This is a genomic window from Aphanothece stagnina RSMan2012 (assembly GCF_046764815.1).
GTDB lineage: Bacteria > Cyanobacteriota > Cyanobacteriia > PCC-6307 > Cyanobiaceae > NIES-981.
Map to the genome: position 1 here is coordinate 1 of NZ_JBKOUC010000030.1, position 23,813 is coordinate 23,813.

Annotated in this window: 17 protein-coding genes; 11 read left to right on the forward strand and 6 right to left on the reverse strand. The window is 67.7% G+C overall.

From position 1 onward, the window contains the following. Window positions 1–17: 17 nt before the first annotated feature. From infB to ACLNEE_RS15070, 5 genes are all read right to left on the reverse strand, one after another. A complete protein-coding gene (gene infB / locus ACLNEE_RS15050) occupies window positions 18–3,296 on the reverse strand; it encodes a translation initiation factor IF-2 (RefSeq protein ID WP_412007288.1) in 3,279 nt (1,092 codons plus the stop codon). Between the two features lie 79 nt (window positions 3,297–3,375). Beyond that, window positions 3,376–3,663, reverse strand: coding sequence for a DUF448 domain-containing protein (locus ACLNEE_RS15055; RefSeq protein ID WP_412007289.1), 288 nt, complete (start codon window positions 3,661–3,663; stop codon window positions 3,376–3,378). Window positions 3,664–3,674: 11 nt separating this feature from the next. Further along, window positions 3,675–5,084: a transcription termination factor NusA gene (gene nusA, locus ACLNEE_RS15060; RefSeq protein ID WP_411423570.1), complete on the reverse strand. Its 1,410-nt coding sequence runs from the start codon at window positions 5,082–5,084 to the stop codon at window positions 3,675–3,677. Between the two features lie 37 nt (window positions 5,085–5,121). Further along, complete coding sequence (locus ACLNEE_RS15065) at window positions 5,122–5,598, reverse strand: LSm family protein (protein WP_411423569.1); 477 nt, start codon at window positions 5,596–5,598, stop codon at window positions 5,122–5,124. A gap of 42 nt (window positions 5,599–5,640) precedes the next feature. Then, window positions 5,641–5,940: a hypothetical protein gene (locus ACLNEE_RS15070; RefSeq protein WP_411423568.1), complete on the reverse strand. Its 300-nt coding sequence runs from the start codon at window positions 5,938–5,940 to the stop codon at window positions 5,641–5,643. Window positions 5,941–5,974: 34 nt separating this feature from the next. Here ACLNEE_RS15070 and ACLNEE_RS15075 point away from each other — a divergent pair, with 34 nt between their 5' ends. From ACLNEE_RS15075 to rpiA, 3 genes are all read left to right on the forward strand, one after another. Then, the gene (locus tag ACLNEE_RS15075) at window positions 5,975–6,748 is read left to right on the forward strand and encodes a metallophosphoesterase (RefSeq protein WP_411423567.1); all 774 of its coding nucleotides are present in this window, start codon (window positions 5,975–5,977) and stop codon (window positions 6,746–6,748) included. A gap of 47 nt (window positions 6,749–6,795) precedes the next feature. Next, on the forward strand, window positions 6,796–7,938 hold the full coding sequence (locus ACLNEE_RS15080) for a trypsin-like peptidase domain-containing protein (RefSeq protein ID WP_411423566.1): 1,143 nt from the start codon (window positions 6,796–6,798) through the stop codon (window positions 7,936–7,938). 86 nt (window positions 7,939–8,024) lie between these two features. After that, window positions 8,025–8,738, forward strand: coding sequence for a ribose-5-phosphate isomerase RpiA (gene rpiA / locus ACLNEE_RS15085; RefSeq protein WP_411423565.1), 714 nt, complete (start codon window positions 8,025–8,027; stop codon window positions 8,736–8,738). A gap of 4 nt (window positions 8,739–8,742) precedes the next feature. On the opposite strand, the gene hisD is transcribed toward rpiA, so the two are convergent. Continuing rightward, on the reverse strand, window positions 8,743–10,053 hold the full coding sequence (gene hisD / locus ACLNEE_RS15090; protein WP_412007290.1) for a histidinol dehydrogenase: 1,311 nt from the start codon (window positions 10,051–10,053) through the stop codon (window positions 8,743–8,745). 101 nt (window positions 10,054–10,154) lie between these two features. Here hisD and rpsT point away from each other — a divergent pair, with 101 nt between their 5' ends. The 8 genes from rpsT to ACLNEE_RS15130 all read left to right on the forward strand — a co-directional run bounded on the left by rpsT (window position 10,155) and on the right by ACLNEE_RS15130 (window position 23,530). After that, window positions 10,155–10,460: a 30S ribosomal protein S20 gene (gene rpsT / locus ACLNEE_RS15095; RefSeq protein ID WP_411423563.1), complete on the forward strand. Its 306-nt coding sequence runs from the start codon at window positions 10,155–10,157 to the stop codon at window positions 10,458–10,460. A gap of 66 nt (window positions 10,461–10,526) precedes the next feature. Next, entirely contained in the window at window positions 10,527–11,408 is an 882-nt protein-coding gene (locus ACLNEE_RS15100; RefSeq protein ID WP_411423562.1) for a TatD family hydrolase, read from the forward strand. A gap of 196 nt (window positions 11,409–11,604) precedes the next feature. After that, window positions 11,605–14,895, forward strand: coding sequence for a DNA-directed RNA polymerase subunit beta (rpoB, locus tag ACLNEE_RS15105; protein WP_411423561.1), 3,291 nt, complete (start codon window positions 11,605–11,607; stop codon window positions 14,893–14,895). Between the two features lie 102 nt (window positions 14,896–14,997). Then, the gene (locus ACLNEE_RS15110) at window positions 14,998–16,902 is read left to right on the forward strand and encodes a DNA-directed RNA polymerase subunit gamma (protein ID WP_411423560.1); all 1,905 of its coding nucleotides are present in this window, start codon (window positions 14,998–15,000) and stop codon (window positions 16,900–16,902) included. 50 nt (window positions 16,903–16,952) lie between these two features. Further along, window positions 16,953–21,053 carry a DNA-directed RNA polymerase subunit beta' gene (locus ACLNEE_RS15115; RefSeq protein WP_425625176.1) on the forward strand — a complete coding sequence of 1,367 codons (4,101 nt, stop codon included), beginning with the start codon at window positions 16,953–16,955 and terminating at the stop codon, window positions 21,051–21,053. A 73-nt stretch (window positions 21,054–21,126) separates the two neighbouring features. Further along, entirely contained in the window at window positions 21,127–21,324 is a 198-nt protein-coding gene (locus ACLNEE_RS15120) for a hypothetical protein (RefSeq protein ID WP_411423559.1), read from the forward strand. Window positions 21,325–21,341: 17 nt separating this feature from the next. Then, on the forward strand, window positions 21,342–22,379 hold the full coding sequence (gene rlmN, locus ACLNEE_RS15125; RefSeq protein WP_411423577.1) for a dual-specificity RNA methyltransferase RlmN: 1,038 nt from the start codon (window positions 21,342–21,344) through the stop codon (window positions 22,377–22,379). Window positions 22,380–22,552: 173 nt separating this feature from the next. Next, complete coding sequence (locus ACLNEE_RS15130) at window positions 22,553–23,530, forward strand: glycosyl transferase family 90 (RefSeq protein WP_412007291.1); 978 nt, start codon at window positions 22,553–22,555, stop codon at window positions 23,528–23,530. Window positions 23,531–23,813 lie beyond the last annotated feature (283 nt).

The following is a 23,813-nucleotide window of genomic DNA, read 5'->3' on the forward strand; positions in this document are numbered from 1 at the left end:
GAATCGGGACACGGCGCTCAGGTGCTCAGGGTGCGGCGCTGGGTGACCAGCTTGTAGGCCTCGACCCGATCACCGTCCTGCCAGCCGGTGAAGCGATCACAGCCGATGCCGCACTCGAAGCCGGTGGCCACCTCCTTGACGTCGTCCTTGTTGCGGCGGAGGGAATCGAGGTCGCCCTCGTAGACCACCTCCTTGCCCCGGCGGACGCGGATCTTGCAGTTCCGCTGCAGTTTGCCCGTGGTGACGTAGCAGCCGGCCACGGCGCTCTTGCCGATGGTGAACACGGCCCGCACCTCGGCTTCGCCCAGGGCCTCCTCCACGAGCTCCGGCTCCAGCAGGCCCTCCATCGCCAGCTGGATGTCCTCCAGCAGCTTGTAGATCACGTCGTAGTCGCGCACGTCGACCCCGGTCGCATCGGAGGCCCGCTTGGCACCAGGCGCCATCGAGGTGTTGAAACCCACGATCACGGCGCCGGAGGCGGCAGCCAGGTCCACATCCGTTTCGGTGATCTCACCCGGTGCCGACAGCAGCACCCGCACCTGCACCTCGCCCTGGGGCAGCTGCTCCAGAGCGCCGAGGATCGCCTCCACGGAACCCTGCACATCGGCCTTGAGGATGAGGTTGAGTTCCTTGAGCTCCCCTTCACTGGCCTGGCCGGACATCGACGCCAGCGAGACGCGCCGGGACGCCATCTGCTGGGCCAGGCGCGTGGCCCGGGCCTCGCTGGCGCGGTCGCCCACCACAGCCCGGGCGGCCTTCTCGTCGGGGTAGACCTCGAACTCGTCGCCTGCCGTCGGCACCTCGCTGAAGCCCAGGGCCTCCACCGCGAAGGAGGGACCTGCCGCCTTCACCCGCTTGCCGGTGTCGTCGACCATCGCCCGGACCTTGCCGAGCACCGGACCGGCTGCCAGCACGTCGCCGGGCCGCAGGGTTCCGTTCTGCACCAGCAGCGTGGCCACCGGGCCCTTGGCCTTGTCGAGGTGCGCCTCGATCACGGTGCCCTTCGCCAGCCGATCGGGGTTGGCCTGCAGGTCCTCCACTTCGGAGACCAGCAGGATCATCTCCAGCAGCTTGTCGACGTTCTCGCCCTTGATGGCGCTGACGGGAACCATCACGGTGCTGCCGCCCCAGTCCTCCGCCACCAGTTCGAGGGCCGAGAGCTCCTGCTTCACCCGGTCGGGCGAGGCGCCCTCCTTGTCGATCTTGTTGATCGCCACCACAATCGGCACCTTGGCGGCGCGGGCGTGGCTGATCGCCTCCAGGGTCTGGGGGCGCACACCGTCATCGGCGGCCACGACGAGCACGGCCACATCGGTGACCTTGGTGCCACGCGCCCTCATCGCGGTGAAGGCCTCGTGGCCAGGGGTGTCGAGGAAGGTGAGCCTGCGGGGGTCCCCGGCGTGCTCGATCTCCACCTGGTAGGCACCGATGTGCTGGGTGATGCCGCCCGCTTCCCCGGCCGCCACGCGGGTCTTGCGGATCGCATCGAGCAGGCTCGTCTTGCCGTGGTCCACGTGGCCCATCACGGTGACGACGGGGGGCCTGCGGATCAGGTGCTCGAGGTCGCTGGCCTCGATCATCTCGACCGTCTTGGCGGCGGCTTCCTCGACGTCGTCCTCCAGCACGGGCACCCCGAACTCGTCGGACACCGTCTCGATCGTGGAGAGATCGAGGCTCTGGGTGACGGTGGCGATGATGCCCTTGAAGAACAGGCTCTTGATGATCTCGGAGCTCTCCACGCCGAGCTTCTCGGCCAGCTCCTGCACCGTGAGGTTCCCCTCCGGCACGATCAGCATTTCGGGCCGTTGCTGCTTGGCCTCGCGGGACGCCCGCAGCTCCATGGCGCGGCGGCGCTGCCGCTGACGGGTGGTCTCCTTCTTGCGCTTGCGCACCGCCACCGTCGGCTTGGGCGCGGGGGTGGTGCGGCTCCTGGGCTTGGTGGGCCTGGCCAGGCTGGCCTGCAGCACCACGGCCTCCAGTTCACCGGCGTACCCACCGGTCTCCGCGGTCAGGGCGTCGTCGTTCTCGCCGATGATGTGGACCTTGGGGCGCTGGCGCTGCGGCGTGCGGCTGCGCAGGGCCTCGAGCTTGGCGCTGTCATCCCAGTCCGGCCGGCGGGGACGGCCGGCGGCTCCGGCGGCGACGGGCGCCCGGAAGCCCGGACGCCGGGGCGCGGCCGGTGGTGTGGCGGTCGGCCGCACCAGATCGGGCGTGGTGGTGCCGGTGCCGCCGGCTTCGCTGCGCTCGCCCGGGCGCCGCGGTGGCGGGGCGGGAGTGCGACCGGAGGGTTTCTGGAGCTGCATCAGCTCGCCCGGGGCCATCGGCTTGCGCATGCCGGGGGGCATGCCGGGGCGACCGGGCGCCGGCGGCCTGGTACCGCCGGCGCCGCTGCTGTCGCGGCGGATCGGCTTGCCCACCAGCTCGAGCGGGGTCGGGGCGGGACGCCCGCCCCCTGCACCCTGCCCGGGTCGGGTCGGGGCCGGCGCCCCAGGGCGCTGGGGACCCTTCGGCCGCTGGCTCAGCGGCGGCCGGCCGGCCGGGGGCGCGGGACGGCTGCTGCTGGCCTGAGCGCTGATCGGTCGGCCGACCAGCTGGGGTTTGCCAGCTCCAGGCCTGGAGGGCAGCTCGGGCTTGCGGCTGGGGGCGGGCGTGGCCGGTCGGGCCGGCTTCGCGGCGATCACCACCGGAGGCCGGGCCGGCGGCGCGGGTTTGGATGGGGGCACCTGCTGCCGGCTGGCCGGTGCCGGTGGACGCACCGGTGCGGCGCCTGGCCTCACCTCAGGAGCTGCCGCGGGCTTGGCCGGGGCGGGGGGACGGCTGGGCAGGGGTGCCGGCCTGGAGATCTGGGCCTGGGGCGCCGGGGCGGCCGGTTTGGCGACGGGCTTGGCTGCCGGGGTAGCGGGTTTGGTCGCCGGGGGGACCGGTCGGCTGGGCGCACTCGCCGCGATCGGCCGGGTGGGTGTGGCCGGGCGGCTGGGCTGGTTGACCGGTGCCGTCACGGCCGGGCGAGCGGGGGCGGCGGGCTTGGGGGCGGACGGCGCTGTGGGGGGAGCGGCTTTCTTCACCGACAGGATGGACTTGGTGGGGGCAGTGGGGGCAGCAGCTGATGGCTCCGCGGCACCGTTGCCGCCCTTCTCGATCAGCTGGCGGATGCGAGAGGCCTCGTCATCACTGATCGAGCTGCTGTGGCTCTTGGCAGCCACGCCCAGCTTCTCGGCGGCATCGAGCACGTCCTTGTTGTCCAGGCCAAGGTCCCTGGACAGCTCATAAATTCTGACTTTGCCGCTGCTGGTCATTCAGGTCTCCAGTGGTCGGGGCCCAGGACCTCCATGGGGGTCCTAGGGCACCAGGCCGCACGCGCGCTGCGGCCAAAGGTCATCTTGCCTCAGAGGTCGCCTGGGGGGTTGGCTCGGAGGCGGGGTCGGCGCTGGTGAGCAGTCGCTGTTCCAGCGCTTCAAGGACTGAGTCTGCAACCTGGCAGCGCAGGGCCCGCTGCAGACGCTTGCGCCGTCGGGCCTCGCCGAGACAGTCGTGGCTGGGGCAGAGGTAGGCCGAGCGGCCCATGCCCTGATCCAGCGCGATGCCTCCCTCGGCGAGGCGGATGACCCGCCAGAGCAGGGTGCGGTCACACAGGGTGCGACAGGCGACACACCGTCTCAGCACGGGTCTGGCGTTCACCGGGCCTCGCCCTCGTCCTCGCCCTCGCCTGCCTGGGCCACCAGCGGCTCGGGCTCGGCTTCCAGCTGGGTTTCGAACTCCTGTTCAGGGGCTTCCTCCCCATAGCCCTCCTCGTCCTCGGGGAGGGGATAGAGCTCCCGCAGGCGGGCGTCTTCCTCGGCGCGGGCGGCCTGTTCGGCGGCGAGCCGGGCCTCGGCCTCCGCCTGAAGGGCTTCCTCCTCCTCGCGCATGGCGATCAGCTCGGCCACCACGGCGTCCTCGGAAGCCTGGTCGTACTCGGTGGCGTTCTTGATGTCGATCTTCCAGCCGGTCAGCCGGGCGGCCAGCCGCACGTTCTGCCCCTCCCGGCCAATGGCCAGGCTGAGCTGATCAGGGGGGACCAGCACGTGGGCGTGCTGCCCTTCCGGGTCCACCAGACGCACCGCTTCCACCCGCGCCGGACTGAGCGAATTGGCGATGTACTGGCCGGGGTCGTGGGACCAGCGGATCACGTCGATCTTCTCGCCGCGCAGCTCGTTGACCACCTGCTGGATGCGGGAGCCGCGGGCGCCGATGCAGGCTCCCACCGGATCCACTTCCCGTTCCACCGAATCGACCGCCACCTTGGTGCGTGGACCGACCGACCGGCTGGGGGGATTGGCTTCGCGGGCCACCGCCACGATCCGCACGGAGCCCTCCTGGATTTCCGGGACTTCGTTCTCGAAGAGATACACCACCAACCCCGCATTGGCCCGGCTCACGAACAGCTGCGGACCCCGCCGGGAGACCTCACTCACCTCCTTCAGGAACACCTTGAAGGTGGCGTTGGCGCGGTAGTTGTCGTTGGGCAGCTGGTCGCGGCGCGGCAGCTCGGCCTCCACCTCCGGGCGGCCCAGGCCGCTGCTCACCGCCATGATCACGCTCTGGCGTTCGAAACGGATCACCCGGGCGGTCAGCACGGGATCCTCCAGGTCCGCGAATTCCTCCTGGATCATGCGGCGCTGCTGGTCGCGCAGCTTCTGGGCGAGCACCTGCTTGGTCGTCGCGGCGGCCATCCGCCCGAAGTCGTCCTTCTCAGGCGTCACGTCCAGGACCACGGTGTCGCCGATCTGGGCGTCATCCGCCACCTGCTGCACCTCGTCCAGGGCGATCTGGTGGTCTTCGCTCTCGACCTCCTCCACGATGATCTTCGAGGCCAGCACCCGATAGCCCTCGTCATCGAGGTCCAGCTGCACGTCGAAGTTGGAGAAGTAGTCCTCCTCGAACGGATCCTCGCTGATGCCCAGATACAGCGTGCGCCGGTAGCGCTCATAGCCCTTGAGCAGGGCCTCCCGCAGGGCCGCCTCGACGACCGAGGGAGGCAGTTTCTTCTCTTCGCTGATGTCCTCGATCAGGTTGTTGAGACCGGGAAGCAGGACCAGGGCCATGGGATTTTCGGTTGTGGGTGATTCGGTTTTGGGTGATTCAGTTGTCGTCGCTGGGGGTGACCAGCAGAACCTCGAGCACGGCGTCGCGGGGGATCCGTTTGGTGCGGCCGCGCAGGTTGATCAGGAGCTCCGTATCGGTGCGTTCCAGCAGCAGCCCCTGGCAGCGGGTCTCCTGACCCTTGGCATCGAGGAAGCTCACGCCGACCGGGAATCCGCGAAAGCTGCGGAAATCGCGGTCGTCGTGCAGCCTGTCGCTGACACCCGGACTGCTGACCTCCAGAACATAGGGCTCCTCCGCCAGCAGTCCCGCCTGCTCGATGGCCTCATCCAGCGGAGCGCTGATGCTGGCGCACTCATCGAGGCTGATGTCCACGCCATCGCCCCGCTGCGCCAACACCTGCAGGGTCATCGGGATGCGATGGGTCTGCAGGTTGACGCCCCGCAGCTCGAAACCGAGACCGGCCAGGATGGTCCTGGCCAGGGATTCCAGCTCGGGGATCAGGGGGTGCGGCAAGGCGAAGGGTCGGCGGTATCGACCCGCCGCCGGATCAGCGGATCAACCTACGGGATCGCCACTGGAGCCCTGGTTGCCCATCATCGCGCCGACATCGATCATCGGAGCCTCGGCGTAGTAGTCACTGCTCTGCACGGTGCCGCGCTGGCTCGGGTCCTGGTTGAGGCACTGGGCCTTCTGACCGTCGCTGCGGAGGTACTGGCAGACCCTGGCCCAGAGCTTGGCGCGGGTCCCCGGCGCCCCCTGGCTGAAGTGGACCAGGTCGGCGCCGCCGACCATGCCCTGGATCTCCACCTGGCAGAGGCTGCAGCGCTGCCGGGTGCCGGGGGGGATTGCTGCCATGGCGGCCTCGGTGATCAGAGGGCAACTTAGGCGGATGCGCCTGCTCCAGCTCAGCGATCCCCATCTCCTGGCGGATCCGACCGGGACCTACCGGGCCCGCCAGCCGCGGCAGTGGCTGGCCCACGCCCTGCGCCAGGCGCTGGCCGGCGTACCCGAAGCCCCCGACCTGCTGCTGATCAGCGGTGACCTCTGCCAGGACGAGAGCCTAGGCGGTTACGGCGTGCTGAGGGAGCTGCTGCAGCCCCTCGGCGTGCCGGTGGCCCTCCTGCCCGGCAACCACGACCACCCCCTGCTGCTGCGGGCGGCGCTGGGCCGTTGCACGCGGATCGCGCCGGCCCTGCTGAGGGTGGGGGACGGCTGGCTGCTGCTGCTCGACAGCCACCGGCCCGGAGCGACGGAGGGTTGGCTGGGCCGACGTCAGCTGGCCTGGCTTGCCGAGCGCCTCCAGGAGCTGCGCCGCCGGGCCGACCGTCTGCCGCTGGTGGTGGCGGTCCATCACCCGCCCGTTGCGATCGGCGATCCGGTGATGGACCCCATCCGGCTGATGGACGGAGAGCAGCTGATGGCGCTGTTGCAGGACGCCCCGGGGCTCGAGGCGGTGCTGTTCGGCCACGTCCACCAGCACTGGCAGGGAGCCCTGCCGGGTCGGGAGGCTGTGCCCCTGCTGGGCTGCCCCTCCACCCTCTGCGGCTTCACGCCGGTGCAGCCCTGTCCCCTGGGGCGGCCCGATGATCCCGGCGGCCGCTGGGTCGCCATCAGCCCATCGGGCGGTTTGCGCCACTCCCTGCTGCGCTGGTCGGCTCCTTAGCCTCGGGGACCCATCCGTCGTGGGCCCATGGCCACCCCGCTGAGCGCATGACCCCGCCATCCCTACGGGGCCGACTCCGCCGGCCCCTGGCCTGGCTGGGAGTCCGCCTGGCCGTGCTGGTGCTGGTGCTGGCCACAGGCCTGGCTCCGGCCCTGGCGGCGTCCCTCCCGGTGCCCCACAGCTTCGTGGCGGAGGCGGCCCGGGCCGTGGCCCCCGCCGTGGTGCGGATCGACATCGAGCGGGATGTGGCCCGGCAGCCCTTCGACCCGGCCCTGCTGGATCCGCTGCTGCGGGATCTGTTCGGCGATCCCTCCGGGAGCATGCGTGAGCGGGGCCAGGGGTCGGGGGTGGTGATCGATGCCGCCAAGGCCCTGGTGCTCACCAATGCCCACGTGGTCGACCAGGTGGATCGCGTCGAGGTGACCCTGGCGGACGGCCGCCAGCTCGACGGCACCGTGGTGGGCAGTGATCCCGTCACCGATCTGGCCCTGGTGCGGATCCGCGGTGCCAGCGAGCTCAAGGCCGCCCCGCTGGGGGATTCCGAGGCCCTCGAGGTGGGGGACTGGGCGATCGCCCTCGGCAGCCCCTACGGCCTGCAGCGCACCGTCACCCTCGGCATCGTCAGCAGCCTGCACCGCGACATCAACAGCCTCGGCTTCGCCGACAAGCGCCTGGATCTGATCCAGACCGACGCCGCCATCAATCCCGGCAATTCCGGCGGCCCCCTGATCGATGCCGCCGGCCAGGTGATCGGCATCAACACCCTGGTGCGCTCCGGCCCCGGGGCGGGCCTGGGCTTCGCCATCCCGATCAACCTCGCCCGGCGGGTGGCCGAGCAGCTGGCCGATGGCGGCCAGGTGGTCCACCCCTACCTGGGCCTGCAGCTCGTGCCCCTCACCGCCCGCCGGGCCCGCGACAACAACCGCGATCCCGATGCCCTGCTGCAGCTGCCCGAGCGCGATGGCGCCCTGGTGCAGCGGGTGCTCCCGGACAGCCCGGCCGAGACCGCCGGCCTGAAGCGGGGGGACCTGGTGGTCGCGGTGGCGGAGCTCCCTGTTCGCGACCCGTCCGCCCTGCTGAAGCAGGTGGAGCTGGCGTCGGTGGGTGAGCCCCTGCCCCTCACCGTCGTGCGGGGACGCCGGGAGCTCAGCCTCTCGATCCGTCCCGCCGCTCTCCCTCGGGCGGGCTGAGCCCATCGGGCCAGCCGGGAACCCAGCCAGGCCACTGCTCCCAGCCGGGCCACTGCTACGGTCGCGGCCCCGAGCGCTGGCGTGAGATGTCGGATCTGCAGGACCGCATGAAGCAGGCGGTGGCCGAGGCGGCCACCGAGCAGATCCGGAGCGGCATGGTGGTCGGCCTGGGCTCCGGCTCCACGGCCGCGCTGATGATCCAGGCCCTGGGCGCCAAGCTGAAGCGCGGCGAACTCACCGACATCACCGGCGTCACCACCTCCTTCCAGGGGGAGGTGCTGGCCGCGGAGCTGGGGATTCCGCTCAAGAGCCTCAATGCGATCGAGCGCATCGACCTCGCCATTGACGGTGCGGATGAGGTGGATCCTGCGTTCCAGCTGATCAAGGGCGGTGGCGCCTGCCATGTGCAGGAAAAGCTGGTGGCGCGCCGGGCGGAGCGCTTCGTGGTGGTGGTGGATGCCACCAAGCTGGTCGACACCCTGAACCTGGGCTTTCTGCTGCCGGTTGAGGTGCTCCCGGGGGCCTGGCGTCAGGTGCAGGCTGAGCTGCAGGCCCTCGGGGGCGAGGCCCAGCTGCGGATGGCCGTCCGCAAGGCAGGCCCGGTGGTGACCGACCAGGGCAACCTGGTGCTCGACGTGCGCTTTGCCGGCGGGATCACCGATCCAGCCGGCCTGGAACAGGAGATCAACAACCTGCCCGGTGTGCTCGAGAACGGTCTGTTCGTGGGGATCACCGACCAGGTGCTGGTGGGGGAGATCGCGGGGGATCAGCCCCGGGTGCGGGATCTGGAGAAGCGCTGAGGCCTCAGTCCAGCCGCTGCCGCACCGATTCGGCGTGGCTGTGCAGCCCCTCGCTCTCGGCCAGGGCCACCACCGCCTCGGCCGTGGCGTGGAGGGCCTGGCGGTTGAAGCGGATCAGGGAGGTGTGGCGCAGGAACGTCTCCACGCTCAGGGCGCCGGCGAACCGTGCCGTGCCGGAGGTGGGCAGGGTGTGGTTCGGGCCGGCCAGGTAGTCGCCCACCGCCTCCGGCGTGTAGGGGCCGAGGAAGATCGCGCCGGCGTGCTGGATGCGTTCGGCCAGAGCCTCGGGTTCCTCCACCAGCAGTTCGAGGTGCTCGGGTGCGAAACAGTCGCTGAGGGCGGCCGCCTGGTCGAGGTCCTCGCAGACCACGATCAGCCCCCAGTTCTCGAGGGCGGCCCGGGTGATGGCGGCGCGGGGATGGCCGCTCAGCTGGGCTTCGATGGCGGCCGGCACGCTGCGGGCCAACGCCTCACTGGTGGTGAGCAGGATGGCGGCGGCCAGGGGATCGTGCTCCGCCTGGGCCAGCAGATCGGCGGCGACCTGCTCGGGCCGGGCGGTGTGGTCGGCGATCACCAGCACCTCGCTCGGTCCGGCGAGCGAGTCGATGGCGACCTGGCCGTAGACCGCCTTCTTGGCCAGGGTCACGTAGAGGTTGCCCGGACCGGTGATCACATCCACCCGGGGAATCGAGGCCGTGCCGTAGGCGAGGGCCCCGATCGCCTGGGCTCCGCCGACCCGGTAGATCTCCTCGATGCCGGCGAGGTGGGCCGCCGCCAGCACCGTGGGATTGGGCTGGCCCGTGGGCCCCGGCGGGGTGACCATCACCAGCCGCCCGACCCCGGCCACCTTGGCCGGCACGGCATTCATCAGCACGGTGCTGGGATAGGACGCCCGCCCACCGGGCACGTACAGGCCGGCCCGTTCCACCGGCCGCCAGCGCCGTCCGAGTAGCTCGCCATGGGGGCCCGTGACCGCCAGATCGCTGGGACGCTGGTGCCGGTGGAAGGCCAGGATCCGTTCATGGGCCAGCTCCAGGGCCCGCCGCAGGTGGGCCGGACACTGCTCCCAGGCGGCGGCCAGCTCCTGCTGGGGGATGCGCAGGGGCTCGGGCCGCACCCCGTCGAACTCCTCGGTCAGCGCGATCAGGGCGGCATCCCCTTCCCGCCGCACCCGCTCGAGAATGGCGTCGACCCGCGCCGCGGCCTGGATGATCTGCTCCCCGCTGGTGCGCTGGGCGATGGCCTCCAGCCGCGCCGCTGCGGCGGCCTGGTCCCGCAGGCAGGCAAGCGTGATGGTGGTGGGGGAGGCGACCACGGCGGGGCTGGGAAGCGCAGGCTTCAAGCTAGAGGTCCGCTGCCCTGGCCAACGAGCCGCCAGGTAAGATCTTCGTTTGCCGAACCAGCGCCTGTCCGCCTGTGGCCAATAACAAATCGTCGAAGAAGCGCATCGAGATCGCCGAGCGCAACCGCCTGCGCAACCGGGGCTACAAGTCGGCGCTCCGCACCCTGATGAAGCGCTGCTTCACGGCCTGCTCGGCCTACAACCAGGATTCCGGAGACGCCGGCAAGGCCGCCGTGCAGCAGAGCATGGGCGCCGCCTTCAGCAAGATCGACAAGGCCGTCAAGGTGGGTGTGCTGCACCGCAACACCGGCGCCCATCAGAAGTCCAGGCTGAGTGCGGCCGTCAAGAAGGCTCTCGATCCGGCCCCGGCCAGCGTCTGATCGTCCGGGTCCCACCCGGCTGGCGCCCCATTCGCCAGGCCCCATTCGTGACGCCCCTTTGACACCATGGCGGCTTCCAGCGCGTCGGATGCCGCCATGGCCCCAGCAGCAGCCGCCCACGATCCGGTCGCCGTGGCTCCCTCCGAGGGGCAGGTCACAGTCCCCCTGGTGGATTCCCACTGCCACATCGTCTTTCGCAACTTTGACGACGATCTGGACCAGGTGGCCCAGCGCTGGCGGGAGGCCGGCGTGGTCTCCCTGGTCCATGCCTGTGTGGAACCGTCCGAGATCCAGGGGATCCGTGCCCTGGCCGATCGCTTCCCCGAGATGCGCTATTCGGTCGGGGTGCATCCCCTCGACACCGAGCACTGGCGGCCCGACACGCAGCAGGTTCTGCGGGAGGCCGCCCAGGCCGACCCCCGGGTCGTGGCGATTGGGGAGCTCGGTCTCGACCTCTTCCGCGACACCAACCTCGAGGCCCAGCTCGCAGTGCTGCGGCCCCAGCTGGATCTGGCCCTGGAGCTGGACCTGCCGGTGATCATCCACTGCCGTGACGCGGCCGAGCCCCTGTTGGTCGAGCTGCGGCAGCGGGCGGGGGCGGGGGCCTGCCCCCGGGGCGTGATGCACTGCTGGGGCGGAACTCCCGAGGAGATGGCGGCCTTTCTGGAGCTGGGTTTTCACATCAGCTTCAGCGGTGTCGTCACCTTCCCCAAGGCCGAGGCCACCCATGCCTGCGCCCGCCTCGTTCCCGAGGATCGCTACCTGGTCGAGACCGACTGCCCCTTCCTGGCGCCGGTTCCACGCCGGGGGAAGCGCAACGAGCCCGCCTATGTGGCCTCGGTGGCGGCCCGTGTGGCGGAGCTGCGGGGGGAGAGCCTCGAGCGCGTGGCCAGGGTCAGCACCGCCAATGCCCGGGAGCTTTTCCAGCTGCCGCGTCACAATGTATGATGTTTCATTGGCCTGGAAGCGAACTCGCTCCTTGTTGTCGACGCCTGCAGCCTTGATCCGAGCCCGTTAGGCGCGCCCCCTCGGCAGCCGTTCCCCGCGGGGGGAGCGGCTGTTGGCGTGGGCAGCTGCGGACCTCAGAGCTGCAAAGGCCGGCCGGCCTGTCCCCTCCACCAATCCGATCCTGCAGGTTCACCGCATGAGCAGCGCGATCCAGGTCGCCAAGACCGCCACTTACCTCCCCGATCTGGTCGAGGTACAGCGGGCGAGCTTCAAATGGTTCCTGGAGAAGGGGCTGATCGAGGAGCTGGAGAGCTTCTCGCCGATCACCGACTACACCGGCAAGCTGGAGCTGCACTTCATCGGCAGTGAGTACCGGCTCAAGCGACCCCGCCATGACGTGGAAGAGGCCAAGCGTCGCGATGCGACCTTCGCCTCCCAGATGTATGTCACCTGCCGGCTGGTCAACAAGGAGACCGGTGAGATCAAGGAACAGGAGGTGTTCATCGGCGAACTCCCCCTGATGACCGAGCGGGGCACGTTCATCATCAACGGCGCCGAGCGGGTGATCGTGAACCAGATCGTGCGTTCGCCCGGCGTCTATTTCAAGGACGAACAGGACAAGAACGGCCGCAAGACCTTCAACGCCAGCCTCATCCCCAACCGGGGCGCCTGGCTGAAGTTCGAAACCGACAAGAACGATCTGTTGCACGTGCGGGTGGACAAGACCCGCAAGATCAACGCCCACGTGCTGATGCGGGCGATCGGCCTGTCCGACAACGACGTGCTCGACAAGCTCCGCCACCCGGAGTACTACCAGAAGTCGATCGAAGCGGCCAACGACGAGGGCATCTCCTCGGAGGACCAGGCCCTGCTGGAGCTCTACAAGAAGCTCAGGCCCGGTGAGCCTCCCTCGGTGAGCGGCGGTCAGAGCCTGCTGCACAGCCGTTTCTTCGATCCCAAGCGCTACGACCTGGGCCGGGTCGGTCGTTACAAGATCAACAAGAAACTGCGCCTCACCATCCCCGATGCCGTGCGCACCCTCACCCCCGAGGATGTGCTCAGCACGATCGACTACCTGATCAACCTCGAGCTCGATGTCGGCGGGGCCAGCCTCGACGACATCGACCACCTCGGCAACCGCCGCGTGCGCTCGGTGGGTGAGCTGCTGCAGAACCAGGTGCGGGTCGGTCTGAACCGGCTCGAGCGGATCATCAAGGAACGGATGACCGTCGGCGAGACCGAATCGCTCACGCCGGCCCAGCTGGTGAACCCCAAGCCCCTGGTGGCGGCGATCAAGGAGTTCTTCGGCTCCAGCCAGCTCAGCCAGTTCATGGACCAGACCAACCCCCTGGCCGAGCTCACCCACAAGCGCCGCATCAGCGCCCTCGGTCCTGGGGGTCTCACCCGGGAGCGGGCCGGCTTCGCCGTTCGCGACATCCACCCCTCCCACTACGGGCGCATCTGCCCGATCGAGACACCGGAAGGGCCGAATGCGGGTCTGATCGGCTCGCTGGCCACCCACGCCCGGGTGAACGAATACGGCTTCATCGAGACGCCGTTCTGGAGGGTGGAGAACGGAATCGTGCTCAAGCAGGGCGACCCGATCTATCTCTCGGCCGATCTCGAGGACGAGTGCCGCGTCGCCCCCGGCGACGTGGCCACCGACGCCAGCGGCCTGATCACCGCTGATCTCGTGCCGGTCCGCTACCGCCAGGACTTCGAGAAGGTGCCCCCGGAGCAGGTGGACTATGTCCAGCTCTCACCGGTCCAGGTGATTTCGGTGGCCACCTCGCTGATCCCCTTCCTCGAGCACGACGACGCCAACCGCGCCCTGATGGGCTCGAACATGCAGCGGCAGGCCGTGCCGCTGCTGCGGCCTGAGCGTCCGCTGGTGGGCACCGGCCTGGAGACGCAGGTGGCCCGCGACTCCGGCATGGTACCGATCACCCGGGTCAACGGCACGGTCACCTTCGTGGATGCCACGGCGATCGTCATCCGTGACGAGAACGGCGTCGAGCACGCCCATCACCTCCAGAAGTACCAGCGCTCGAACCAGGACACCTGCCTGAACCAGCGGCCCATCGTCCAGCAGGGCGATCAGGTCATCGCCGGCCAGGTGCTGGCCAATGGCTCGGCCTGCGAGGGCGGCGAGATCGCCCTCGGCCAGAACGTGCTGATCGCCTACATGCCCTGGGAGGGTTACAACTACGAAGACGCCATCCTGGTGAGCGAGCGTCTGGTCACCGACGATCTCTACACCTCGGTGCACATCGAGAAGTACGAGATCGAGGCCCGCCAGACCAAGCTGGGGCCCGAGGAAATCACCCGGGAAATCCCCAACGTCGCGGAGGAGAGCCTCGGCAACCTCGACGAGATGGGCATCATCCGTGTGGGTGCGTTCGTCGAGAGCGGCGATATCCTGGTCGGCAAGGTCACGCCCAAGGGCGAATCCGACCAGCCGCCCGAAGAGAAGCTGCTGCGGGCGATCTTCGGCGAGAAGGCCCGCGATGTGCGCGACAACTCCCTGCGCGTGCCGAGCACCGAGCGGGGTCGCGTGGTGGACGTGCGGATCTACACCCGGGAGCAGGGCGATGAGCTGCCGCCCGGCGCGAACATGGTGGTGCGGGTCTACGTGGCCAAGCGCCTCAAGATCCAGGTCGGCGACAAGATGGCCGGCCGCCACGGCAACAAGGGCATCATCAGCCGCATCCTTCCCCGGGAGGACATGCCCTACCTGCCGGATGGCACCCCCATCGACATCGTGCTCAACCCGCTGGGCGTGCCCAGCCGGATGAATGTGGGCCAGGTGTTCGAATGCCTGATGGGCTGGGCGTCTTCCCACCTGGGCTGCCGCGTCAAGGTGGTGCCCTTCGATGAGATGCACGGGGCCGAAAAGTCCAAGCAGACCGTCCAGGCCTTCCTGGAGGAGGCCGCCAGCCAGCCCGGCAAGGACTGGGTCTATGACCCGGAGAATCCCGGCAAGATCCAGCTGATCGATGGCCGCAGCGGCGAGGCCTTCGACCAGCCGGTCACCGTGGGCTATGCCCACATCCTCAAGCTCGTCCACCTGGTGGACGACAAGATCCACGCCCGCTCCACCGGTCCCTACTCCCTGGTCACCCAGCAGCCCCTGGGCGGCAAGGCCCAGCAGGGCGGCCAGCGGCTCGGGGAGATGGAGGTCTGGGCCCTCGAGGCCTATGGCGCGGCCTACACCCTGCAGGAACTGCTCACCGTCAAATCCGACGACATGCAGGGCCGCAACGAGGCGCTCAACGCGATCGTCAAAGGCAAGCCGATCCCCCGTCCCGGCACGCCCGAGTCGTTCAAGGTGCTGATGCGCGAGCTGCAGTCCCTCGGCCTCGACATCGCGGTGTACACCGATGCGGGCGAGGAAGTCGACCTCATGCAGGACGTCAACCCCCGCCGCAGCACCCCGAGCCGGCCCACCTACGAATCCCTCGGCGTCGCGGATTACGACGACGACTGATCGCTGATCAATCCGGATCGCCTGACGGCCACCCGCCCACGGCCATCTCAGGAACGCCTTCCGTGTTGACGCACACCCCCTCGATCTCCGCGCGCTAGCCCCATGTCCAACAGCAACCTCCGCACCGAAAACCACTTCGACTACGTCAAGATCACGCTCGCTTCACCCGAGCGGATCATGCAGTGGGGGCAGCGCACGCTGCCCAATGGTCAGGTGGTGGGTGAGGTCACCAAGCCCGAAACCATCAACTACCGCACGCTCAAGCCGGAGATGGACGGCCTGTTCTGCGAGAAGATCTTCGGTCCGTCCAAGGACTGGGAATGCCACTGCGGCAAGTACAAGCGGGTGCGCCACCGGGGCATCGTCTGCGAACGCTGCGGCGTGGAGGTGACCGAGAGCCGGGTGCGGCGCCACCGGATGGGCTTCATCAAGCTGGCGGCTCCGGTCTCCCACGTCTGGTACCTCAAGGGGATTCCCAGCTACGTGGCGATCCTGCTGGACATGCCCCTGCGGGATGTGGAGCAGATCGTCTACTTCAACTGCTACGTGGTGCTCGATCCGGGCGATCACAAGGCCCTCACCTACAAGCAGTTGCTCACCGAGGACGAGTGGCTGGAGATCGAGGATGAGATCTACGCCGAGGATTCGGAGATCGAGAACGAGCCGGTGGTGGGCATCGGTGCCGAGGCCCTCAAGCAGCTGCTGGAGGACATCGACCTGGCCGAAACCGCCGAACAGCTGCGCGAGGAGATCGCGGCCAGCAAGGGCCAGAAGCGGGCCAAGCTGATCAAGCGTTTGCGGGTGATCGACAACTTCATCGCCACCAACGCCAAGCCGGAGTGGATGGTGCTGGATGTGATTCCGGTGATCCCGCCCGATCTGCGCCCGATGGTGCAGCTCGACGGCGGTCGCTTCGCCACCTCCGACCTCAATGATCTCTACCGGCGGGTGATCAACCGGAACAACCGCCTGGCGCGTCTGCAGGAGATCCTGGCTCCGGAAATCATCGTCCGCAACGAGAAGCGGATGCTGCAGGAAGCCGTCGATGCCCTGATCGACAACGGCCGCCGCGGCCGCACCGTGGTGGGGGCCAACAACCGGGCCCTGAAGTCGCTCAGCGACATCATCGAGGGCAAGCAGGGCCGCTTCCGCCAGAACCTGCTCGGCAAGCGGGTCGACTACTCCGGCCGTTCGGTGATCGTGGTGGGCCCCAAGCTGAAGATGCACCAGTGCGGCCTTCCCAAGGAGATGGCGATCGAGCTGTTCCAGCCGTTCGTGATCCATCGCCTGATCCGCCAGAACATCGTCAACAACATCAAGGCGGCCAAGAAGCTCATCCAGCGGGCCGATGACGAGGTGATGCAGGTGCTGCAGGAGGTGATCGAAGGGCATCCGATCCTGCTCAACCGGGCTCCGACCCTGCACCGGCTCGGCATCCAGGCGTTCGAACCGAAGCTGGTGGATGGCCGCGCCATCCAGTTGCATCCGCTGGTCTGCCCGGCCTTCAACGCCGACTTCGACGGTGACCAGATGGCCGTGCACGTGCCGCTGGCGATCGAGGCGCAGACGGAGGCCCGCATGCTGATGCTGGCCAGCAACAACATCCTCTCGCCGGCCACCGGCGAGCCGATCATCACCCCCTCGCAGGACATGGTGCTCGGGGCCTACTACCTGACGGCGGAACAGCCGGGCGCCCCCAAGCCCGCCTTCGGTGACCGGGCCCGGACCTTCGCCGGTCTGGAGGATGTGATCGCCGCCTTCGAGGAGAGGCACATCGGTCTCCATGACTGGGTCTGGGTCCGCTTCAGCGGCGATGTCGACTGCGACGACGAGGACAAGGAGCCCGTCGAGCAGATCACCCTCAGCGACGGCACCCGCGTGGAGCAGTGGAAGTACCGCCGCGACCGCTTCGACGAGGACGGAGCCCTGATCAGCCGCTATCTGCTCACCACCGTGGGCCGCGTGGTGATCAACCACACGATCATCGACGCCGTGGCTGCCGCCTGAGCCGGCCCAATCCCTCTTCGCCCTCTCCGTCTTTCCACCTGCGCGCAGCCATGACCGCCACCCCCGCCAAGAAAACCAGCAAGAAGTCCGCCAAGAAGGCCGCCGATCCCATCGTCGAGGTGGCTGGTTCCACGAATGCCCCGCTCACGCGGGAGGCCCCGCCGTTCCGCAACCGGGTCGTCGACAAGAAGGCCCTGCGCAACCTGGTGGCCTGGGCGTACAAGCACCACGGCACGGCGGCCACGGCCTCGATGGCCGACGAACTGAAGGATCTCGGCTTCCATTACGCCACCCAGGCCGCCGTGTCCATCTCGGTGGACGACCTGCGCATCCCGGGTGACAAGGCGGCCCTGCTCGCCGAGGCCGAGGAGCAGATCACCGAGACCGAGGAGCGTTACCGACTCGGTGAAATCACCGAGGTGGAGCGTCACACCAAGGTGATCGACACCTGGACGGAAACCAACGAGCGGCTCGTGGCGGCGGTGCGCCGCAACTTCAACGAGAACGATCCACTCAACTCCGTGTGGATGATGGCCAACTCCGGCGCCCGGGGGAACATGTCCCAGGTGCGCCAGCTGGTGGGCATGCGCGGCCTGATGGCCAACCCCCAGGGGGAGATCATCGACCTGCCGATCCGCACCAACTTCCGCGAGGGGCTGACCGTCACGGAGTACGTGATCTCCTCCTACGGCGCCCGCAAGGGTCTGGTGGACACCGCCCTGCGCACGGCGGACTCCGGCTACCTCACCAGGCGTCTGGTGGACGTGGCGCAGGATGTGATCGTGCGGGAAGACGACTGCGGCACCACCCGCTGCATTCCGATCGATGCCGATGAGCGCGGCCGCTTCGCCAGCAAGCTGGTGGGTCGCCTCGCCGCCGAGGACGTGGTCGACGCCCAGGGAGAGGTGATCGTCTCCCGTGACGGTGAAATCGATCCCCCCCTCTCCAAGCGGATCGAGGCGGCCGGCGTGCGGACCGTGAAGGTCCGCTCACCGCTCACCTGTGAGGCCTCCCGTTCCGTCTGCCGCAAGTGCTACGGCTGGGCCCTGGCCCACAACCAGCTCGTCGACCTCGGCGAGGCCGTCGGCATCGTGGCCGCCCAGTCGATCGGGGAGCCCGGCACCCAGCTCACCATGCGCACCTTCCACACCGGCGGTGTGTCCACGGCCGAAACCGGCGTGGTGCGCTCCCTGGTGGATGGGGCGGTGGAGTTCGGCCCCAAGGCCCGGGTCCGGGCTTTCCGGACCTCCCACGGCGTCGATGCCCAGATCGCCGAGACGGACTTCCAGCTCCAGCTCAAGCCCAGCGGCAAGGAGAAGATTCAGAAGCTCGACATCACCACCGGCTCGATCCTGTTCGTGGCCGATGGCGAGACTGTGCCTGCCGACACGATCCTGGCCCAGATTTCCACGGGGGCCACAGTCAAGAAGAGCGTGGAGAAGGCCACCAAGGATGTGATCTGCGATCTGGCCGGCCAGGTGCGCTACGAGGACGGCATCCAGCCCAAGGAGGTGACCGACCGCCAGGGCAACATCACCCACAAGGCCACCCGTCTCGGCCGGCTCTGGGTGTTCGCCGGGGATGTCTACAACCTCCCCCCCAACGCTGAACCGGTCATCCCTGGCAAGCGTGCCGTCACGACCGGTGAGGTGCTGGCCGAGAGCAAACAGCCCAGCGTCTACGGCGGCGTGGTGCGCCTGGGTGAGAGCCGCGGCGACTCCCGCGAGGTGCAGATCGTCACGGCCAGCCTCACCCTGAAGGACTGCAAGCTGGTGGGTGAGTCCACCCACTCCGGCGAGATCTGGCACCTCGAGGGCAAGGAGGGCAACCGCTACCGGCTCAACACCGCGCCGGGCAGCAAGATCGGCAACGGCGAGGTGATCGCCGAGCTGGCGGACGATCGCTTCCGCACCCAGACCGGCGGCATCGTGAAGTTCGCGCCGGGGCTCGCCATCAAGAAGGCCCGCAGCGCCAAGAACGGCTACGAGGTGAGCAAGGGCGGCACCCTGCTCTGGATCCCGCAGGAAACCCACGAGATCAACAAGGACATCTCCTTGCTGATGATCGAGGATGGCCAGTGGATCGAAGCCGGCACCGAGGTCGTCAAGGACATCTTCAGCCAGACCGCCGGGATCGTGACGGTCACCCAGAAGAACGACATCCTGCGGGAAATCATCGTGCGCTCCGGTGAGCTGCACCTGGTCTCCGACAGCAAGACCCTGGCCAAGTTCGCCGATGGCCGGATGGTCAACCCCGGTGAGGAGATCGCCAAGGGTCTCACGGCCGAGAGCATGCGCTTTGTGGAGGCGGTCGACACGCCCGATGGCGGCGCCCTGCTGCTGCGGCCGGTGGAGGAGTACGCCATCCCGGATGCGGCCCATCTGCCGGAGCTCAGCACGGTGAAGCAACCGGGCGGTCCCTCGATGGGCCTGAAAGCCACCCAGCGCCTGGCCTTCAAGGACGGTGAACTGATCAAGAGCGTGGAAGGGGTCGAGCTGCTGCGCACCCAGCTGATCCTGGAAACCATCGACACCACGCCCCAGATGACGGTGGATGTGGAGGCCATGCCCGACAAGCGGGCCAAGACGATCGAGCGGCTGCAGCTCACCATCCTGGAAACCCTGCTGGTGCGGCGCGACACCCTCTCCGATGCGAGCCACGGCTCGACCCACACCGACCTGCAGGTGGAGGACGGCGACACCGTCAAGAAGGGTGATGTGATCGCCACCACCCAGATCCTCTGCAAGGAGGACGGCGTGGTGCAGTTGCCCGAGCAGACCGACGGTGAACCGATCCGCCGCCTGATCGTGGAGCGGGAAGGCGACACCCGCACCATCGACCTCGGCGGCGCCGCTCCGGCGGTGGCGGTGGATCAGCGCATCGTCGACGGGGATCTGCTGGCGGAGGGGGTGCCGTCCCCCTGCTGCGGCCAGGTGGAGGCGATCGACGGCTCCGCCGTCACCATCCGCCTGGGACGCCCCTACATGGTGTCGCCCGACTCCGTGCTGCACGTGCGCGACGGCGAGCTGGTGCAACGCGGTGATGGCCTGGCCCTGCTGGTGTTCGAGCGCCAGAAGACCGGCGACATCGTGCAGGGTCTGCCCCGGATCGAGGAATTGTTGGAAGCTCGCCGTCCGCGGGAATCCACCATCCTCTGCCGCAAGAGCGGCACCGTGCAGATCAAGCAGGGCGACGACGATGACACGATCACCGTCACCGTGATCGAAGCCGATGACGTGATCAGCGAGTACCCGATTCTGCTGGGCCGCAACGTGATGGTCAGCGATGGCCAGCAGGTGAGCGCCGGTGAGTCGCTGACCGATGGCCCGATCAACCCCCACGAGCTGCTGGAGTGCTTCTTCGAAGACCTGCGCAGCCGCAAGCCCACGATGGATGCGGCCCAGGAGGCCATCTCCAAGCTGCAGTTCCGGATGGTGACGGAGGTGCAGAACGTCTACAAGAGCCAGGGCGTCTCGATCAGCGACAAGCACATCGAGGTGATCGTGCGCCAGATGACCAGCAAGGTGCGCATCGAGGATGCCGGGGACACCACCCTGCTGCCCGGTGAGCTGATCGAGCTGCGTCAGGTGGAGCAGGTGAACAGCGCCATGGCCATCACCGGCGGTGCGCCGGCCGAGTTCACGCCGGTGCTGCTGGGCATCACCAAGGCCTCGCTCAACACCGACAGCTTCATCTCGGCGGCCTCCTTCCAGGAGACCACCCGGGTGCTGACGGAAGCCGCCATCGAAGGCAAGAGCGACTGGCTGCGCGGCCTCAAGGAGAACGTGATCATCGGTCGGCTCATCCCTGCCGGCACGGGCTTCAGCGGCTTCGAGGAGGAACTGCGGGCCGAAGCCGGCCCGCATCCCGACATCCTCGAGGAGGAGGCCGCCGGCTACCGGCGCATGCCCAACCTCCGGCCGGACTACACCGTGGAGATGCCGGCCCCGGCCGCGTCCACGGCCGTGCTGGACGATCCCTCCGATGCAGACCTGGAGGCCACCCGCAGCCGTCATGGCATCGAGGCCAGCGCCAGCACCCTGGCGGCCTTCACCCGGCCCAGCCAGGAAGACGGCCTCGAAGAGGAGCTGATCGCCGACCCCGCCGCCCTGGAGGGCCTCCAGGAGGAGGGACTGCTCAGCGAGGAGTGAGGGGCGCCCGGGGGCGGTTCTCCGCCCCCAGCCCTGGCGAGCCCCGCTGTTGTCCTGACGCGATGATCCTCTGATGCCCGCGAATCCATCCGCCCCCGCCGCCAAGGTGCCGCTCACGGCGCTGGGAACCCCGGTTCCCCAGCGCCGGCTGCCCCGCTTCGGCTTTCACACCCACACGGAACGGCTGAATGGCCGCCTGGCGATGCTGGGCTTCATCGCTCTGGTGGCGGTGGAATACCTGCTGGGCCACGGCCTTCTGGTCTGGCCGTGACCCAGCCCCTGCTGGGGATGGGCCTGGCGGGTCTGGAGACCTGGGCCCAGGAGCAGGGCCAGCCGGCCTTCCGCGGCCGGCAACTGCACGACTGGCTCTACGCCAAGGGGGCGCGCAGCCTCGAGCAGGTGAGCGTGCTGCCCAAGGCCTGGCGCGAGCAACTGCTGGCTGAGCCACCGAAGGGGTCGACCGACTGGATCGGCCGTTCGCGGGAGCTCCACCGCAGCGTGGCCCGCGACGGCACCACCAAGCTGCTGCTGGGCACGGCGGATGGCCTCAGCATCGAGACCGTGGGCATCCCCGCTCCCGGGCGGTTGACGGTGTGCGTGAGCAGCCAGGTGGGCTGCCCGATGGCCTGCCGCTTCTGCGCCACCGGCAAGGGTGGCCTGCAGCGCTCCCTGGCGGTGCACGAGATCGTGGACCAGGTGCTCTGTGTGCGGGAGGTGATGGGCGAGCGACCCAGCCACGTGGTGTTCATGGGCATGGGCGAGCCGCTGCTCAACATCGAGGCGGTGCTGGCGGCGATCGACTGCCTCTGCACCGACCTGGGCATGGCCCAGCGCCAGATCACGGTGAGCACGGTGGGCGTGCCCCGCACCCTGCCCACCCTGGCGGAGCAGGCCCTTGAGCGGCTGGGCCGCGCCCAGTTCACCCTGGCGGTGAGCCTGCATGCCCCGGATCAGGCGCTGCGGGAGGAACTGATCCCCACAGCCCATGCCTATCCGATTGAGGCTCTGCTGGACGACTGCCGCCGGTATGTGGCGATCACCGGGCGGCGCGTGAGCTTCGAGTACATCCTGCTGGGCGGTTTGAACGACCAGCCCCACCACGCCGAGGCCCTGGCCCGGCTGATCCGGGGGTTTCAGAGCCATGTGAATCTGATTCCCTACAACCCCATCGAGGAGGAGGAGTTTCAGCGGCCCAGCTCAGCTGCCGTGGGGACCTTCCGGCGGGTGCTGCAGGAGCGGCGGGTGGCGGTGAGTGTGCGGGCCAGCCGGGGGTTGGATGCGGATGCGGCGTGTGGGCAGTTGCGGCGGCGGCAAAATGATGACTGAATATACTGCTAGAATATCTTGAGTATTTCACTTTACGGTTTGACGGAATTCGGCAACAACTAAGCCGCCAAATCATTTAAGAATCGCTATTGTTTTCGTTTCTAATGAATTTATCTGGCTCTTCCGGCGTCGCTGCGACTGTTGCGGAATGGCATGAATGTTTCACTCAGTCCATGCCAAATGATGTTCGGCTGCGCCTCCGGCCATTAGAGCATGGGCGTGATCGCGATCCCTTGACGCTCGAAATAGCCATGCATGCTGGCTCTGAAATGGTTGCCGAGGTAGGTATCCAAGCACTGACCTTTAGGCGCAATCTCCTGGCTCATAAAGGACGTATTAAGGAATGCTTGCAGGCGTGGATGCCATTCTTTGTTAGGATTTATTCAGCAATAGGATCTCGCTATGTTGCGCAAGTATCTGCAGGCGACGCTGGCGAGCCTGGTGTTTTATCCATGGATGGATTGTCTGCTGGTGAGCTTATCCCAGACCTGTATTCAATGCGAGCATCGCGGAACGGGAATTACCTGGGAAAAGCTCAGACTTTTAGCCGATTTAAGTCTGCCTGGATTCTTCGCAAGCCCTTGATCTTTTGGAGAGGAGGCACAACAGGTATTGGGGCGGTGTATCCGATTGACGACCTGAATTCATTGAAGGATAATCTTCGGGTAAGGTTATGCCTGGCTTATCGTGACACTGCTCATTGCGATATAAAGCTTAGCAGGCTGGTCCAATTGAAAGCTCAATTTTGCTCGGAGGCCAAGAGCTGGCTGGAAATGCAGAGCATATTGTCTGAACAAGTGCCTGAGTCAGAGTTTAGAAACTATAAATATTATCCCGATATCCCGGGGAACTGCTTGGCTTGGGGGACGATCTATAAGCACTTGTCCGGATGTCTTGTATTCCGGCCGCCATCTTGCAGGCAGCTTTATTACTATCGATTTATGCAGGCATGGCGGCACTTCGTGCCTGTCCTTGAAGATTACTCTGATTTAGTGGCACGGCAAGAGTGGTGTGAAAGGCACCCCGATCAGGCAGCATGGATTGCATGGATGGGTTACAGGGCGGCTAATCGCTATGTCAAGACTATAGGGGGGTGCTTTGTGGATGCGGTTCTTTCAGGTATCAAGCAGCTGGATGCAATTGAAATATGACTAATTGCTTTTAGCCTTCCTCCGGACATGCTTAGCCTCTTGACAGCGGCTTGTGTTCTGGTTGGCTGTTGCGTGAAACCACGTTGAAGCTCCTATGTATCGTCACCCCCCTTTCTGCTCTGGTTGATCCGACGAGTTCATGCGACGGCTCCCCTCGCTAGGTGTGTAGTGCCACTAGAAGCGTGTCGCGCATAAGCCCGCACGCCCCCTTTCCCCAGCCACCGCTGAATCTGCCCAGAACCCAGTGACTGCAATGGATCTGGAGGCGAGAATGGGGCATGGT

Bases quoted from the DNA above. Each gene is read 5' to 3' on its own strand.
- ACLNEE_RS15080 (WP_411423566.1), top strand. From the start codon at position 6,796: ATGACCCCGCCATCCCTACGGGGCCGACTCCGCCGGCCCCTGGCCTGG.
- ACLNEE_RS15075 (WP_411423567.1), top strand. From the start codon at position 5,975: ATGCGCCTGCTCCAGCTCAGCGATCCCCATCTCCTGGCGGATCCGACC.
- rlmN (WP_411423577.1), top strand. From the start codon at position 21,342: ATGGGCCTGGCGGGTCTGGAGACCTGGGCCCAGGAGCAGGGCCAGCCG.
- rpoB (WP_411423561.1), top strand. From the start codon at position 11,605: ATGAGCAGCGCGATCCAGGTCGCCAAGACCGCCACTTACCTCCCCGAT.
- ACLNEE_RS15120 (WP_411423559.1), top strand. From the start codon at position 21,127: ATGCCCGCGAATCCATCCGCCCCCGCCGCCAAGGTGCCGCTCACGGCG.
- ACLNEE_RS15070 (WP_411423568.1), bottom strand. From the start codon at position 5,940: ATGGCAGCAATCCCCCCCGGCACCCGGCAGCGCTGCAGCCTCTGCCAG.
- ACLNEE_RS15130 (WP_412007291.1), top strand. From the start codon at position 22,553: ATGCCAAATGATGTTCGGCTGCGCCTCCGGCCATTAGAGCATGGGCGT.
- ACLNEE_RS15100 (WP_411423562.1), top strand. From the start codon at position 10,527: ATGGCGGCTTCCAGCGCGTCGGATGCCGCCATGGCCCCAGCAGCAGCC.
- infB (WP_412007288.1), bottom strand. From the start codon at position 3,296: ATGACCAGCAGCGGCAAAGTCAGAATTTATGAGCTGTCCAGGGACCTT.
- rpiA (WP_411423565.1), top strand. From the start codon at position 8,025: ATGTCGGATCTGCAGGACCGCATGAAGCAGGCGGTGGCCGAGGCGGCC.
- ACLNEE_RS15110 (WP_411423560.1), top strand. From the start codon at position 14,998: ATGTCCAACAGCAACCTCCGCACCGAAAACCACTTCGACTACGTCAAG.
- nusA (WP_411423570.1), bottom strand. From the start codon at position 5,084: ATGGCCCTGGTCCTGCTTCCCGGTCTCAACAACCTGATCGAGGACATC.
- ACLNEE_RS15115 (WP_425625176.1), top strand. From the start codon at position 16,953: ATGACCGCCACCCCCGCCAAGAAAACCAGCAAGAAGTCCGCCAAGAAG.